The following is a 15,069-nucleotide window of genomic DNA, read 5'->3' as shown; positions in this document are numbered from 1 at the left end:
TCTCCCTACTGTTTCCTCGCTTCGAATTTCAATAAATATAAGAAATAAGGCGCGCCGATCACGGCTGTCAGTATTCCGGCAGGTATTTCAACCGGAGGCATGATGCCGCGCCCTAACGTATCTGCAATTAATAATATAATAGCACCAATCAATGCCGATGCAGGCAGTAAATATTTAGCTTTTTCTCCGGTAAGCCGTCTGGCGATATGCGGAGCAAGCAAGCCGATAAAACCGATTGAGCCGACGACGGCTACACAGCTTCCCGCCAGCGCCACCGCGGTGAAAATCAGGATGAATCTCAGCCGGTTTGCGTTTTCTCCGAGACCCTGTGCAAGCTCATCCCCGAGTGACATAAGATCCAGCTTCGGTATGAGTATGCAGACGATCGGAAAAAGAATTAAAAGCCATGGCGCAAGCAGCTTGACTTCTTCCCAGTTTCTTCCCCAGAGGCTTCCTGTCAGCCAAATGAGTGCAGCATTCACGTCGCCCGGAAACTTGACCATCATATATTGCATTCCGGCGTGGCAGACCGCGCCTAAAGCAATGCCTGATAAAGCCAGTGAAGAGGGCTGAATGCTCTTTTTTCGGGCTATCATTAATAATAGTACAGCAATAATGGCGGCTCCGGCAAATGCGGAGAACGGAAGCACGTATACCGGCGACTCAGGAAAGATGAGAATCACAGCCATCGCCGCAAGTCCGGAGCCTTTTGAAATGCCGACAACGTCCGGGGAAGCGAGCGGATTTCGGATCACACCCTGTAAAATCGCTCCGGCAGCGGCAAGCCCTGCACCGGCCAAAATTGCTAATATGATGCGGGGAAGGCGATATTGCTGGATGATAAATTCAAAGGAATGATCCAGTCCCAGCAGATTCGTCACTACCGCATCAGGTGAAATGTATAATGCACCGATTCCCATGCTGATGACGGACAGAACGATCAAAATCACGGCCAATATGAGTATCGCCAGTAAGGGGCGTTTTTGTTTTCTGGTTGTTTTCTTCATTTCAGGTTTCGCCCTTTCCTTGCCAAATATAAGAAAAACGGCGTTCCGATAATCGCGGTGACAATGCCGACCGGTGATTCATAAGGAAATGCAATCCATCTGGCCAGAACATCTGCGTACACCAGCAAAATGGCACCGAACAGTGCCGAAAACGGAAGCACGTATTGATAATGTTCTCCGATCAGCTTGCGAACAATATGCGGGACGAGCAGCCCGACAAAGCCAATCGGCCCGGCGACGGCTACGGAAGCGCCGGAAAGGATTAAAATAATCAAACTGATCAGAATCCGGATGCCGTTCATATTTTGTCCAAGCCCTTTTGCTGTTTCGTCTCCGAGACCGAGAACAGAAACAGAACCGGAAAATACGAGGGCAAGCCCGATGCCAATGACAGAAAACGGAGCGATGGTTATGACATCCTGCCAGTTGCTGCCGTCGATTGCGCCTGTCATCCAGTACAGAACATCCTCACCTGACTCATTTAAAATAATGATGGCCTGTGTCATAGAGGAGAGGAACAAATGCACGGCCATTCCTGACAGCGCCAGCTTAACAGGTGTCATTCCGCCGGATGAGGCAATCATATACACAATCGCGCCGCCTGCTGCCGCACCCGCAAAAGCGAATATAACAGATGAATAGGGCGATGCCGGCAGAATGACGAGAGAAGCAACGACAAAAAGCGATGCACCCGCATTCACACCGAAAATTTGGGGTGAAGCCAGAGGATTTCTGGTCATAGCCTGCATCAGCGCCCCTGCTACAGCTAGGCTGGCGCCGACAAAAACGCCGATTAATGTGCGGGGAAGGCGAAGAGTGGAGATGATGAGCTGTTCCTTTGAACCGTCCCATACAAAAAGATATTTCAATGAATCTATGATGCCGATGTCTGAGGCTCCTACTGAAAGATTCAGCCCAAGCCCAAATATAAAAATAATCAGTGCAATGATGAACATCATCAGTCTTGATGATGAGCGCCGTTTGGCTGAATGATACAACAGTCTCACTTCCTTACTGCGTCTGGTTGCAAAAACGAAGAAGCAAGGATTTCCCCTCGCTTCTCATTTGTCCTATTTATTATACACTTTTTTAAGCACATCTTTGGCGCTTGTTTCACTAGACTTGATGCCTCTGAATCTTGTCCAAGTGTCACGGTCCGCATCATAGACTTGTCCATTTTTCACCGCTTTGAGATTTTTCCAGAGCGGGTTCGTTTTCCACTCATCTACAATGGTTTTGCCTTCGTTGGCTGAGATGAACAAAATATCAGGATCGATTTTGCTCAATTGCTCGAGGCTGACCTCTTGATAGGCGTTATCTGACTTCACGGCGTGTGTAAAGCCGAGCATTTTAAAGATTTCTCCGTCATAGGATGATGATGTATGAAGCTGGAAGGAATCCGCTCTTGCAACGCCGAGAACGATGTTGCGGTTTTCATCTTTCGGAAGTTCGGCTTTTAGATCGTTGATGACTTTTTTGTGCTCGGCAAGCTTTTCTTTTCCTTCATCTTCTTTATTTAATGCTTTAGCAATGGTCGTAAAGCTGTCGATCGTTTCGTCATATGTCGCTTCACGGCTTTTTAATTCAATCGTCGGAGCGATTTGTTTCAGCTGTTTATAAATGTTTTTATGGCGCTCAGCGTCAGCGATGATTAAATCAGGCTTCAAGGAACTGATAACCTCAAGATTGGGTTCGCTGCGTGTGCCTACAGATGTGTAATCAATGGAGCTGCCGACAAGCTTTTTAATCATATCTTTTTTGTTGTCATCGGCGATGCCCACCGGCGTAATGCCGAGATTGCGAACGGCATCCAAGAATGAAAGCTCAAGCACAACCACCCGCTTAGGTGTGCCGCTTACTGTCGTTTTTCCTTCTTCGTCATGGATCACTCTGGAATCCTTAGACTCGCTTTTGCCGCTTCCGTTGTTATTCTGGCTTGATGAACAGCCAGATACAATGAGGCAGGCGAGCAATAAAACACTCATGATGGCAATCAACTTGTTAGAATAGGTGCGCATGTCATTCTTCCTTTTTTCAGATTTAGTAATGAGAATCATTATCACATGTAACACTATAATAGCATGGCTTATCATGTCAATATTTTTTTAGTAAAGAAAGCTGCGTTTTTACTGCTTTCTCATGAAAGCATCATCAGACACAAATAAGTGGTATGCAGCGTTACCGTGTCTTCGAGACAAAAACGCATGGGCGTTGGCTTTAGAGGTTTCGAACATATCAGCAGTGACATAAGGAAGGAGAGTGCTGAGATAACCGGACAATTTCTTTTCTATTTCATCTGTTAGTGCAAATTCAATGTCGCCGATATTCATGATAATCGAGAAAACAAAGTCGATATCGATATGAAAATGTTCCTCGGCAAAAACCGCAAGCTCGTGAATTCCTGGTGAACATCCGGCACGCTTATGGAAAATCTGTTTGACTAAATCACTCACAATCCAAGCATTGTATTGCTGTTCTGGTGAAAAGTATTGCATTAGACATACCTCCTGCTCGTACGGATAAAGGCAGCGTTTCATGGTCGTGTGCTCCGTGCAGCGGCTTCTCTTTAATTTTGATTTTTCTGAAAATAGGTCCCGTTCCTATCACTTTACCATGGACGGAAAACAAATAGCTACTACCATTCCTCCTGTTTTTCTCTTTAATGTTCTGGAATCTGTTTCAGGTACAGACGATCGGGTATGAAAGAAATATAGAAAACATGAAGGAGGAATATCGACATGAAACCAGTTGTAAAAGAGTATACAAATGACGAACAGCTCATGAAGGATGTAGAGGAATTACAGAAAATGGGTGTTGCGAAAGAGGATGTATACGTCTTAGCTCACGACGATGACAGAACGGAACGCCTGGCAGACAACACGAATGCTAATACGATCGGAGCCAAAGAAACAGGTTTCAAGCACGCGGTGGGAAATATCTTCAATAAAAAAGGAGATGAGCTCCGCAATAAAATTCACGAAATCGGTTTTTCTGAAGATGAAGCCGCTCAATTTGAAAAACGCTTAGATGAAGGAAAAGTACTTCTCTTTGTGACAGATAACGAAAAAGTGAAAGCTTGGGCATAAAGCAAGGAAAAAACCAAAAGGCTATGACGGCCTTTTGGTTTTTTTGCGGTCTTTGCGGTGGCATTTTGCAGAATGCCGCAATAGGATAGCGGAACATTTTCGGTTCTGAATGTCCCTCAATTTGCTATTATATTTTTGTGATAAATTGGAATAAAATCTCACAAAATAGAAAATGGGGGTACATAGTGGATGAAAAAAGTGATGTTAGCTACGGCTCTGTTTTTAGGATTGACTCCAGCTGGCGTGAACGCAGCTGATTTAGGCCACCAGACGTTGGGATCCAATGATGGCTGGGGCGCGTACTCGACCGGCACGACAGGCGGGGCAAAAGCATCGTCCTCAAATGTGTATACCGTCAGCAACAGAAACCAGCTTGTCTCGGCATTAGGGAAGGAAACGAACACAACGCCAAAAATCATTTATATCAAGGGAACGATTGACATGAACGTAGATGACAATCTGAAGCCGCTTGGTCTAAATGACTATAAAGATCCGGAGTATGATTTGGACAAATATTTGAAAGCCTATGATCCTAGCACATGGGGCAAAAAAGAGCCGTCGGGAACACAAGAAGAAGCGAGAGCACGCTCTCAGAAAAACCAAAAAGCACGGGTTATGGTGGATATCCCTGCAAACACGACGATCGTCGGTTCAGGGACTAACGCTAAAGTCGTGGGAGGAAACTTCCAAATCAAGAGTGATAACGTCATTATTCGCAACATTGAATTCCAGGATGCCTATGATTATTTTCCGCAATGGGATCCGACTGACGGAAGCTCAGGAAACTGGAACTCACAATACGACAACATCACGATAAACGGCGGCACACACATCTGGATTGATCACTGTACATTTAACGACGGTTCGCGTCCGGACAGCACATCACCGAAATATTATGGAAGAAAATATCAGCACCATGACGGCCAAACGGATGCGTCCAACGGCGCTAACTATATCACGATGTCCTACAACTATTATCACGATCATGATAAAAGCTCCATTTTCGGATCAAGTGACAGCAAAACCTCCGATGACGGCAAATTAAAAATTACGCTCCATCATAACCGCTATAAAAATATTGTCCAGCGCGCGCCGAGAGTCCGTTTCGGGCAAGTGCACGTATACAACAACTATTATGAAGGAAGCACAAGCTCTTCAAGTTATCCTTTCAGCTATGCATGGGGAATCGGAAAGTCATCTAAAATCTATGCCCAAAACAATGTCATTGACGTACCGGGACTGTCAGCTGCTAAAACGATCAGCGTATTCAGCGGGGGAACGGCTTTATATGACTCCGGCACGTTGCTGAACGGCACACAGATCAACGCATCGGCTGCAAACGGGCTGAGCTCTTCTGTCGGCTGGACGCCGTCTCTGCATGGATCGATTGATGCTTCTGCTAATGTGAAATCAAATGTCATAAATCAAGCGGGTGCGGGTAAATTAAATTAAGAAAGTGAAAAACACAAAGGGTGCTAACCTTTGTGTTTTTTAATTAATTAAAATGTTTATTAACTTAGTTAAGGAGTAGAATGGAAAAGGGGATCGGAAAACAAGTATATAGGAGGAGACCTATTTATGGCTTCAGAAAAAGACGCAGGAAAACAGTCAGCAGTAAAGCTTGTTCCATTGCTTATTACTGTCGCTGTGGGACTAATCATCTGGTTTATTCCCGCTCCGTCCGGACTTGAACCTAAAGCTTGGCATTTGTTTGCGATTTTTGTCGCAACAATTATCGGCTTTATCTCCAAGCCCTTGCCAATGGGTGCAATTGCAATTTTTGCATTGGCGGTTACTGCACTAACTGGAACACTATCAATTGAGGATACATTAAGCGGATTCGGGAATAAGACCATTTGGCTTATCGTTATCGCATTCTTTATTTCCCGGGGATTTATCAAAACCGGGCTCGGTGCTAGAATTTCGTATGTATTCGTTCAGAAATTCGGGAAAAAAACCCTTGGACTTTCTTATTCACTGCTATTCAGTGATTTAATACTTTCACCTGCTATTCCAAGTAATACGGCGCGTGCAGGAGGCATTATATTTCCTATTATCAGATCATTATCCGAAACATTCGGATCAAGCCCGGCAAATGGAACAGAGAGAAAAATCGGTGCATTCTTATTAAAAACCGGTTTTCAGGGGAATCTGATCACATCTGCTATGTTCCTGACAGCGATGGCGGCGAACCCGCTGATTGCCAAGCTGGCCCATGATGTCGCAGGGGTGGACTTAACATGGACAAGCTGGGCAATTGCCGCGATTGTACCGGGACTTGTAAGCTTAATCATCACGCCGCTTGTGATTTACAAGCTGTATCCGCCGGAAATCAAAGAAACACCGGATGCGGCGAAAATCGCAACAGAAAAACTGAAAGAAATGGGACCGTTCAAAAAATCAGAGCTTTCCATGGTTATCGTGTTTCTTTTGGTGCTTGTGCTGTGGATTTTTGGCGGCAGCTTCAACATCGACGCAACCACAACCGCATTGATCGGTTTGTCCGTTCTCTTATTATCACAAGTTCTGACTTGGGATGATATCAAGAAAGAACAGGGCGCTTGGGATACGCTCACTTGGTTTGCGGCGCTTGTCATGCTCGCCAACTTCTTGAATGAATTAGGCATGGTGTCTTGGTTCAGTAATGCCATGAAATCATCCGTATCAGGGTTCTCTTGGATTGTGGCATTCATCATTTTAATTGTTGTGTATTATTACTCTCACTATTTCTTTGCAAGTGCGACAGCCCACATCAGTGCGATGTATTCAGCATTTTTGGCTGTCGTCGTGGCAGCGGGCGCACCGCCGCTTTTAGCAGCGCTGAGCCTCGCGTTCATCAGTAACCTGTTCGGGTCAACGACTCACTACGGTTCTGGAGCGGCTCCGGTCTTCTTCGGAGCAGGCTACATCCCACAAGGCAAATGGTGGTCCATCGGATTTATTCTGTCGATTGTTCATATCATCGTATGGCTTGTGATCGGCGGATTATGGTGGAAAGTACTAGGAATATGGTAGAAAGAAAAAGGCAGACGCGGTCTGCCTTTTTTTTATTTTCACTCCTTCGCAAGAAAACGGATTTTGAAAAATGAGAAAATTGCCTGTGAAAAATGGTATGATCTAGGTAGAAAGGACGGCTGGTGCTGTGGTGAAAAAGCGGTTCCATTTTTCCCTGCAAACAAAAATAATGGGGCTGATTGCGGCTCTGCTGGTCTTTGTCATTGGTGTGCTGACCATTACGTTAGCCGTTCAGCATACACAGGGAGAACGGAGACAGGCAGAGCAGCTGGCGGTTCAAACGGCGAGAACCATTTCCTATATGCCGCCGGTTAAAGAGCTCATTGAGAGAAAAGGCGGACATGCGGCTGAGACGCAAGAGGTCATTGAACAAATGAAAGAACAGACTGGCGCGTTTGCCATTTATGTTTTGGACGAAAAAGGAGACATTCGCAGCGCCTCTGGAAAAAGCGGATTAAAGAAACTGGAGCGCAGCAGAGAAATTTTGTTTGGTGGTTCGCATGTTTCTGAAACAAAAGCGGATGGACGAAGAGTGATCAGAGGAAGCGCGCCGATCATAAAAGAACAGAAGGGATACAGCCAAGTGATCGGCAGCGTGTCTGTTGATTTTCTGCAAACGGAGACAGAGCAAAGCATCAAAAAGCATTTGAGAAATTTGAGTGTGATTGCTGTGCTTGTACTGCTGCTCGGATTTATTGGCGCCGCCGTGCTGGCGAAAAGCATCAGAAAGGATACGCTTGGGCTTGAGCCGCATGAGATCGCGGCTCTATATCGTGAGAGAAACGCAATGCTTTTCGCGATTCGAGAAGGGATTATTGCCACCAATCGTGAAGGCGTCGTCACCATGATGAACGTATCGGCGGCCGAGATGCTGAAGCTGCCCGAGCCTGTGATCCATCTTCCTATAGATGACGTAATGCCGGGAGCAGGGCTGATGTCTGTGCTTGAACAAGGAGAAATGCTGCCGAACCAGGAGGTAAGCGTCAACGATCAAGTGTTTATTATCAATACGAAAGTGATGAATCAAGGCGGGCAGGCGTATGGGATTGTCGTCAGCTTCAGGGAGAAAACAGAGCTGAAGAAGCTGATCGACACATTGACAGAGGTTCGCAAATATTCAGAGGATCTCAGGGCGCAGACTCATGAATTTTCAAATAAGCTTTATGCGATTTTAGGGCTGCTTGAGCTTGGGGAGTATGATGAAGCCATTGATCTGATTAAAGAGGAATATGCGATGCAAAATGAACAGCATGATCTTTTATTCCATAACATCCATTCGCAGCAGGTGCAGGCCATTTTGTTAGGGAAAATAAGCAAGGCATCGGAAAAGAAGGTCAAGCTGGTGATTGATGAGAACAGCTCACTCGCGCCTCTTCCTGCACATATCGGCTTGTCCCATCTTATTACGATTATTGGCAATTTAATTGATAACGCTTTCGAAGCTGTAGCGGAGCAAAGCGTGAAGGAAGTTTTGTTTTTTATCACGGATATGGGCCATGACATTGTCATTGAAGTATCAGACACAGGGCCCGGTGTGCCGCCAGAGAAAATAGAAGCTGTGTTTGAGAGAGGCTATTCTTCAAAGGGGATGAGGAGAGGCTACGGTCTGGCCAATGTGAAAGACTCAGTGCGTGAACTGGGCGGCTGGATCGAACTGGCGAATCAAAAAACTGGCGGGGCGGTATTCACTGTGTTTATACCGAAGGAGAAACAAAGGGGGAATCCATTTGATTCACATCGCGATTGCGGAGGATGATTTTCGAGTTGCGCAAATCCATGAGAGATTGATTAAACAGCTTGATGGATTCAAGATTATCGGCAAGGCGGCTAACGCAAAAGAGACATTGGCGCTTTTGAAGGAACACAAGGTTGATTTGCTTCTGCTGGATATTTATATGCCGGACGAGCTTGGGACCGCGTTGATTCCTGATATACGAAGCCGATTTCCTGAAGTGGACATTATGATTATCACAGCGGCAACAGAAACCCGGCATTTGCAGGAAGCGCTAAGAGCAGGAATTGCCCACTATTTGATCAAACCCGTAACGGCTGACAAGTTCAGGCAGGTGCTGCTTCAGTATAAAGAAAAAAGGAAGCTGCTCATGTCTCAGCCGGAGGTCAGCCAATCCATGATCGACCATATTTTTGGGAACAGTGTGAAGACAGCTTTGCCGGCAGAGGATTTGCCGACTGGCATTAATTCGATTACACTGCGAAAAATTAAGGAAGCGCTTCAGACTGCGTCAGAAGGATTGACAGCGGAGGAACTTGGGGAAAAAATGGGGGCGTCACGAACAACTGCCCGCCGTTATGCCGAGTACCTTGTGTCAAAGGAAGAAGCAAGAGCCGAGCTTGAATACGGGATTATCGGCAGGCCGGAGAGAAAATATTATTTGGCGGCGGATTAGATATGAAAAAATCTATAATCCTATTGATTATTCTATTGATCTTTATGCAGGGTGATATCAGGCAGGCGGCTGCGCCGCGCCTGCCGGACGGGCCGATAGAAATTGTCGTCCCTGCCGAACCTTCTGGCGGCTGGGATGTCACAGCGCAGGCGATCCAATCAGTTTTGAGGCAGAAGCAGATCGTGAAGGGAGATGTTCATATCGTCTATAAATCCGGCGGCGGGGGAGAGAAAGGCTGGAAATATGTCAACAAAAGCAGCAAACAAACCATCAGCATGACGTCCAGCCTAATATTGAGCAATGATCTTCTCGGGCAAAGCAAATTAAAAATGTCCGATTTTACGCCGCTCGCCATTCTCTCCAAGGAATGGCAGACGGTTGCATTGCCAAAAGGATCAGCGTTAACAAATGGCAAGGATGTGCTGAATGAGATCAACATGCATCCCGGCAAGGTGAGAATCGGCTTTGCCCCGGGGTTTGGCAATGATGATCAGCTCTCGTTCGTCAGAGCGGCAGATATGTACGGCATTGACCCGTTTGACATTCAATTCTCACAGTATGACAGCAGCGAACAGCTCATTCAGGCGCTGATCAGACATGAGATAGAAGCGGCTTCCATGACACTTTCTGAAGCGAAACCATATGAACGAAACGGCGATATCACGTTAGCCGCTGTAACGTCTGATAAAAGACTTCCCGGTTTTCCAAATGTACCGACGTGGAAGGAGCAGGGAATCCCGTTTGTTTTTTCTCATTGGAGAGGGATTTTGGGCCCGAAAAATATGTCTGAGGAAGAGATTTCTTACTGGGATCAAGCGCTAAAGAAGGTCACCTCCTCACCTGAATGGAAGCGGAAAATAAACGAACAGGACTGGGAAAGCTTTTATTTGAACAGCAGGGAAACGAAACGGTTTTTAGAAGAGCAATCTGCTTTTTATCAAAGCATCATGACAGGAAATTAAGATCCCGGCATCCCGGGATTTTTTTCATGCCGAAAATTGATCAAAAAGAACAAAACGGTTTTAAAAAATTAAAAATACAAAAAAACCAAATTATTTACTTGCGGTTGGTTTTCCCATACGATGGCAAAAAGGTAAGACAAAAAGGGGAGTAAGGGAGAAAAAAATGTAAGCGGATTCATTTAAGGGGGAATGGATGTGTTAGCAATCTTAGGCTTTCTCATGATGCTTGTGTTTATGGCATTGATCATGACAAAACGGCTTTCTGTTTTAACAGCATTAGTTTTGACGCCGATTGTGTTTGCGCTTATCGCCGGATTTGGATTTACTGAAGTTGGGGACATGATGATTTCGGGGATTCAGCAAGTCGCGCCGACTGCGGTCATGATTATGTTTGCGATCTTATATTTTGGAATTATGATTGATACAGGCCTGTTTGATCCAATGGTTGGCAAAATTTTAAGCATGGTCAAAGGAGACCCTTTAAAAATTGTTGTCGGGACAGCGGTTCTTACAATGCTCGTCGCCTTGGACGGAGATGGCTCGACAACGTACATGATTACGACAAGCGCCATGCTTCCGCTCTATTTGCTGCTAGGCATCCGGCCAATTATCTTGGCAGGAATCGCGGGAGTCGGCATGGGAATCATGAACACGATTCCATGGGGCGGTGCGACGCCGAGGGCGGCGAGTGCGCTGGGAGTTGATCCAGCTGAGCTAACAGGGCCGATGATTCCTGTCATTGCAAGCGGGATGCTTTGTATGGTGGCGGTTGCGTATGTGCTTGGAAAAGCGGAACGAAAGCGCCTTGGTGTGATTGAACTGAAACAGCCAGCTAATGCCAATGAACCGGCGGCAGCGGTTGAAGATGAGTGGAAGCGGCCGAAGCTTTGGTGGTTCAATTTATTGTTAACGCTTTCTTTAATAGGATGTTTAGTATCGGGTAAAGTCAGTTTAACCGTACTGTTTGTCATTGCGTTTTGTATTGCACTGATTGTGAATTATCCCAATCTCGAGCATCAGAGACAGCGCATCGCGGCGCATTCCAGCAACGTGCTGGCTATCGGTTCAATGATTTTTGCCGCGGGGGTGTTCACGGGGATTTTGACAGGCACGAAAATGGTTGATGAAATGGCGATCTCACTCGTGTCCATGATACCGGAACAAATGGGCGGATTGATCCCAGCGATTGTTGCCTTAACAAGCGGTATTTTCACATTTTTGATGCCGAATGACGCGTATTTCTACGGGGTGCTGCCGATTTTATCAGAAACAGCTGTCGCATACGGTGTGGATAAAGTGGAAATTGCCAGAGCCTCTATTATCGGCCAGCCGATTCATATGCTGAGTCCGCTTGTGCCATCCACTCATTTGCTTGTCGGACTCGTCGGAGTTTCTATTGATGACCATCAAAAATTCGCATTGAAATGGGCGGTTCTCGCAGTGATCGTCATGACGGCTATCGCTCTATTGATCGGTGCGATCTCTATTTCCGTATGATAATTCAGGCGTAATGACACACACTAACGGCATATAACATTCCGGAGGTGTCATTATGAGTGATCCTTATATGCCGCTGACTTCAGTCAGAAGCGGAACGGGGTTCGAAGCGGCAAAAGGGGTGCACGGCCTGACTGTGCAAATTGCGAATGTCTATTTTATTCAGCTGCCTTCTGAACCTCACTCATTTGTTTTAATTGATGCCGGCATGCCTCAATCAGCCGGCATGATTGTCAATGAAGCCAAACAAAGATTCGGTGAAGGGTTTCAGCTGAAGGCGATTATCCTTACACACGGGCACTTTGACCATATTGGGGCAATCGAAGAGATCCTTGAGCATTGGGATGTGCCTGTTTATGTCCATTCTCGGGAAATGCCCTATGTAACAGGTAAAGAGGATTATCCTCCGGCTCGTCCTGACAGCAAGAGCGGGCTGGTCGCCAAGCTGTCGCCGCTGTTTCCGCGGCACTCCATCGATATTTCCTCACATGTCCAGGCACTGCCGGAAGACGGTTCAGTCCCTTTTCTTGACGAGTGGATGTGGATTGCGACACCAGGACACACGCCGGGCCATATTTCGTTATTCCGCGATGACGGCCGCGTGCTTGTGGCAGGTGATGCTGTTATTACAGTGGAACAGGAGAAAATGGCTGACGTCTTGATACAAAAACAGGAGCTTCACGGTCCGCCGGCTTATTTCACGCCTGACACAGAGACGGCCGCTGAGTCCATTCTGAAGCTGGCCGGTCTTGAACCGGAAGCGTTATTGACAGGGCACGGCATACCGATGACCGGCAAAAACTTTCGAAGTGACTTAACTGAATTGGCAAATCGGTTATCGTCTATTTGACACCCGCACCACGCGGGTGTTTTTTATTGTTTTCCAGGAAGTTGCAGAAAAATCATTTGTCTTGCCGCTTAAAAACGATACAATGAAAAGCATGAAGTGATGTGAAGGGGAGAGTTTGTTGGAAGAAAAAGAAATACTCTGGAACGAAGCGAAAGCGTTTATTGCCGCATGCTATCAGGAATTGGGAAAGGAGGAGGAAGTGAAAGACCGTCTCGAGGACATTAAAAGTGAAATTGACCTGACCGGGAGCTATGTACATACGAAGGAAGAGCTAGAGCACGGAGCGAAAATGGCTTGGAGAAACAGCAACCGCTGCATCGGCAGATTGTTCTGGAATTCGCTGAATGTTATTGACAGACGAGACGTCCGGACGAAGGAGGAAGTGCGTGACGCCCTCTTTCACCATATTGAAACCGCCACCAATAACGGCAAAATCAGACCGACCATTACGATTTTCCCTCCGGAAGAGAAGGGTGAAAAGCAAGTCGAGATCTGGAATCATCAGCTGATCCGGTACGCTGGATATGAGTCAGACGGAGAAAGAATCGGCGACCCGGCTTCCTGTTCCCTGACAGCAGCCTGCGAAGAGCTCGGCTGGCGCGGAGAGCGAACGGATTTTGACCTGCTGCCGCTCATTTTTCGCATGAAAGGCGACGAACAGCCTGTCTGGTATGAGCTGCCTCGTTCACTTGTGATCGAGGTTCCAATCATACATCCGGACATCGAGGCGTTTTCTGATTTGGAGCTGAAGTGGTACGGCGTGCCTATCATCTCTGATATGAAGCTTGAGGTCGGGGGCATTCATTATAATGCCGCGCCATTTAACGGCTGGTATATGGGCACGGAGATCGGAGCGAGAAACCTCGCAGATGAAAAGCGGTACGACAAGCTGAAAAAAGTAGCGTCCGTGATCGGCATCGCCGCTGATTACAATACGGATTTATGGAAGGATCAAGCGCTAGTTGAATTGAATAAAGCAGTGCTGCACTCGTATAAAAAGCAGGGTGTCAGCATCGTTGACCATCATACAGCGGCAAGCCAGTTTAAACGGTTTGAAGAACAGGAGGAAGAAGCGGGCAGAAAGCTGACGGGGGACTGGACGTGGCTGATTCCGCCAATTTCACCCGCTGCCACTCATATCTTCCACCGATCCTATGATAACTCAATCGTTAAGCCGAATTACTTTTATCAAGATAAGCCTTATGAGTAAACAATAGAAAATCGATGATGGCCTTCAAGGCTGCGGGATTCAGTCACAGAGATGTCGGTAACCTTTGAGAAAGGGCTTCCGTTCTTTACAGCCTCAACAAACGATTGCAGGGCGTTTTCCGGACCCTCTGCCAAAATCTCGACACGCCCGTCATCACGGTTTTTGACCCAGCCGGCCAGTTTTCGCTTATCAGCTTCCATTTGAACAAAATAGCGAAAGCCCACACCTTGAACCCGGCCGTTTACAATGATTCGGTATTGAAGCATGTAAAAACCACCTTTTCTTTTTATGATAATCAATCATTTTACAACCTGTAAAGGGGATGTGTTTGTATGAAACCAGAGCGCTATTCAGTTCTTTCTCTTAATCTGGGAAAACCGCAGACGCTTGAATATGACGGAAAGAAAATCGAAACCGGCATCATGAAGCGGCCGGCTGAATCAGCCGTCATGCTGTATCGGGAGAATTTTGAAGGAGACGGACAGGCGGACCTCGTCAACCACGGCGGACCTGATAAGGCTGTCTGTGTCTACCCGGCGGAGCATTATCCGTTTTGGGAAGAGTTCCTCTCAAGACCGCTGTCAAATGCCGCATTTGGAGAAAATCTGACGGTCGCGGGCCTGACTGAGGAGAATGTTTGCATCGGGGATGTGTTCAGGCTTGATGAAGCTGTTGTTCAGGTCAGCCAGCCGCGCCAGCCGTGTGTAAAGCTGGCGAAAAAGTTTGGTGTAAAAGAAATGGTGCTGAAGGTCCAGCAAACCGGCTATACAGGGTTTTATTTTCGTGTGCTGGAGGAGGGCAGGGTGTCTCCCGGCGCGAACCTTGAATTGCTGTCCAGAGGAGAGAAGGGCATCTCCGTCCAGTTCGCCAACCGCATCAACTACCATGATGCAAAAAATCTCACCGCCATAGAACTGATTTTAAGTGAGGCTGCACTATCGGAAAGCTGGAGAGCGTCCTTTATGAAAAAAAAGGACAGGCTGCTGCCGGTTGAATAGAAAAAAGCCGCGCATATCAACGTGCGCGGCTTTGCC

The 15,069-nt window shown here is 46.7% G+C and carries 16 protein-coding genes; 11 read left to right on the top strand and 5 right to left on the bottom strand.

All coding sequences use genetic code 11. The annotated features are described in order from the left end of the window. Nucleotides 1-5: 5 nt before the first annotated feature. The 4 genes from yfmE to NYE22_RS18145 form a co-directional block, all read right to left on the bottom strand. On the bottom strand, nt 6-1,007 hold the full coding sequence (gene yfmE, locus NYE22_RS18160; protein ID WP_021481218.1) for a Fe(3+)-citrate ABC transporter permease YfmE: 1,002 nt from the start codon (nt 1,005-1,007) through the stop codon (nt 6-8). Then, a complete protein-coding gene (fecD, locus tag NYE22_RS18155) occupies nt 1,004-2,005 on the bottom strand; it encodes a Fe(3+) dicitrate ABC transporter permease FecD (protein ID WP_014476116.1) in 1,002 nt (333 codons plus the stop codon). Before fecD ends, yfmE begins: the two co-directional genes overlap by 4 nt. A gap of 72 nt (nt 2,006-2,077) precedes the next feature. Further along, nucleotides 2,078-3,025, bottom strand: a complete 948-nt coding sequence (gene yfmC / locus NYE22_RS18150) for a Fe(3+)-citrate ABC transporter substrate-binding protein YfmC (protein ID WP_046160190.1) — start codon at nt 3,023-3,025, stop codon at nt 2,078-2,080. 108 nt (nt 3,026-3,133) lie between these two features. After that, entirely contained in the window at nt 3,134-3,502 is a 369-nt protein-coding gene (locus NYE22_RS18145) for a YfmB family protein (protein ID WP_003233730.1), read from the bottom strand. Between the two features lie 243 nt (nt 3,503-3,745). Between NYE22_RS18145 and NYE22_RS18140 the strand changes: the two genes are divergently transcribed. The 10 genes from NYE22_RS18140 to nosA all read left to right on the top strand — a co-directional run bounded on the left by NYE22_RS18140 (nt 3,746) and on the right by nosA (nt 14,035). Then, the gene (locus tag NYE22_RS18140; protein WP_003233729.1) at nt 3,746-4,093 is read left to right on the top strand and encodes a general stress protein; all 348 of its coding nucleotides are present in this window, start codon (nt 3,746-3,748) and stop codon (nt 4,091-4,093) included. Between the two features lie 189 nt (nt 4,094-4,282). Further along, nucleotides 4,283-5,545 carry a pectate lyase gene (locus tag NYE22_RS18135; protein ID WP_038829543.1) on the top strand — a complete coding sequence of 421 codons (1,263 nt, stop codon included), beginning with the start codon at nt 4,283-4,285 and terminating at the stop codon, nt 5,543-5,545. A 126-nt stretch (nt 5,546-5,671) separates the two neighbouring features. Beyond that, nucleotides 5,672-7,108: an anion permease gene (locus NYE22_RS18130; RefSeq protein ID WP_015383080.1), complete on the top strand. Its 1,437-nt coding sequence runs from the start codon at nt 5,672-5,674 to the stop codon at nt 7,106-7,108. Between the two features lie 127 nt (nt 7,109-7,235). Next, nucleotides 7,236-8,864: a two-component sensor histidine kinase CitS gene (gene yflR / locus NYE22_RS18125; RefSeq protein WP_064671899.1), complete on the top strand. Its 1,629-nt coding sequence runs from the start codon at nt 7,236-7,238 to the stop codon at nt 8,862-8,864. Next, on the top strand, nt 8,836-9,516 hold the full coding sequence (citT, locus tag NYE22_RS18120) for a two-component response regulator CitT (protein ID WP_014479151.1): 681 nt from the start codon (nt 8,836-8,838) through the stop codon (nt 9,514-9,516). The genes yflR and citT overlap by 29 nt, the downstream gene beginning before the upstream one ends. A 2-nt stretch (nt 9,517-9,518) precedes the next feature. Beyond that, a complete protein-coding gene (locus tag NYE22_RS18115) occupies nt 9,519-10,478 on the top strand; it encodes a tripartite tricarboxylate transporter substrate binding protein (protein ID WP_103803341.1) in 960 nt (319 codons plus the stop codon). A gap of 26 nt (nt 10,479-10,504) precedes the next feature. Then, nucleotides 10,505-10,630 carry a hypothetical protein gene (locus NYE22_RS18110; RefSeq protein WP_257475330.1) on the top strand — a complete coding sequence of 42 codons (126 nt, stop codon included), beginning with the start codon at nt 10,505-10,507 and terminating at the stop codon, nt 10,628-10,630. A gap of 43 nt (nt 10,631-10,673) precedes the next feature. Next, nucleotides 10,674-11,975, top strand: coding sequence for a citrate transporter CitM (citM, locus tag NYE22_RS18105; RefSeq protein ID WP_003242978.1), 1,302 nt, complete (start codon nt 10,674-10,676; stop codon nt 11,973-11,975). A gap of 55 nt (nt 11,976-12,030) precedes the next feature. After that, a complete protein-coding gene (locus tag NYE22_RS18100) occupies nt 12,031-12,825 on the top strand; it encodes an MBL fold metallo-hydrolase (protein ID WP_015383086.1) in 795 nt (264 codons plus the stop codon). 118 nt (nt 12,826-12,943) lie between these two features. Next, nucleotides 12,944-14,035: a nitric oxide synthase gene (nosA, locus tag NYE22_RS18095; protein WP_044052598.1), complete on the top strand. Its 1,092-nt coding sequence runs from the start codon at nt 12,944-12,946 to the stop codon at nt 14,033-14,035. Here the strand turns inward: nosA and NYE22_RS18090 are convergent. Then, nucleotides 14,026-14,301 carry an acylphosphatase gene (locus NYE22_RS18090; RefSeq protein WP_003233709.1) on the bottom strand — a complete coding sequence of 92 codons (276 nt, stop codon included), beginning with the start codon at nt 14,299-14,301 and terminating at the stop codon, nt 14,026-14,028. The genes nosA and NYE22_RS18090 overlap by 10 nt on opposite strands. Before the next feature lie 66 nt (nt 14,302-14,367). On the opposite strand from NYE22_RS18090, the gene NYE22_RS18085 reads away from it, so the two are divergent. Then, a complete protein-coding gene (locus NYE22_RS18085) occupies nt 14,368-15,033 on the top strand; it encodes an MOSC domain-containing protein (RefSeq protein ID WP_014479155.1) in 666 nt (221 codons plus the stop codon). Nucleotides 15,034-15,069: the final 36 nt, after the last annotated feature.

Origin of the sequence: Bacillus sp. FSL K6-1560 (genome assembly GCF_038592935.1) — a bacterium.
GTDB classification, from domain to species: domain Bacteria; phylum Bacillota; class Bacilli; order Bacillales; family Bacillaceae; genus Bacillus; species Bacillus subtilis.
This window is presented reverse-complemented; position numbering and strand designations above follow the sequence as displayed.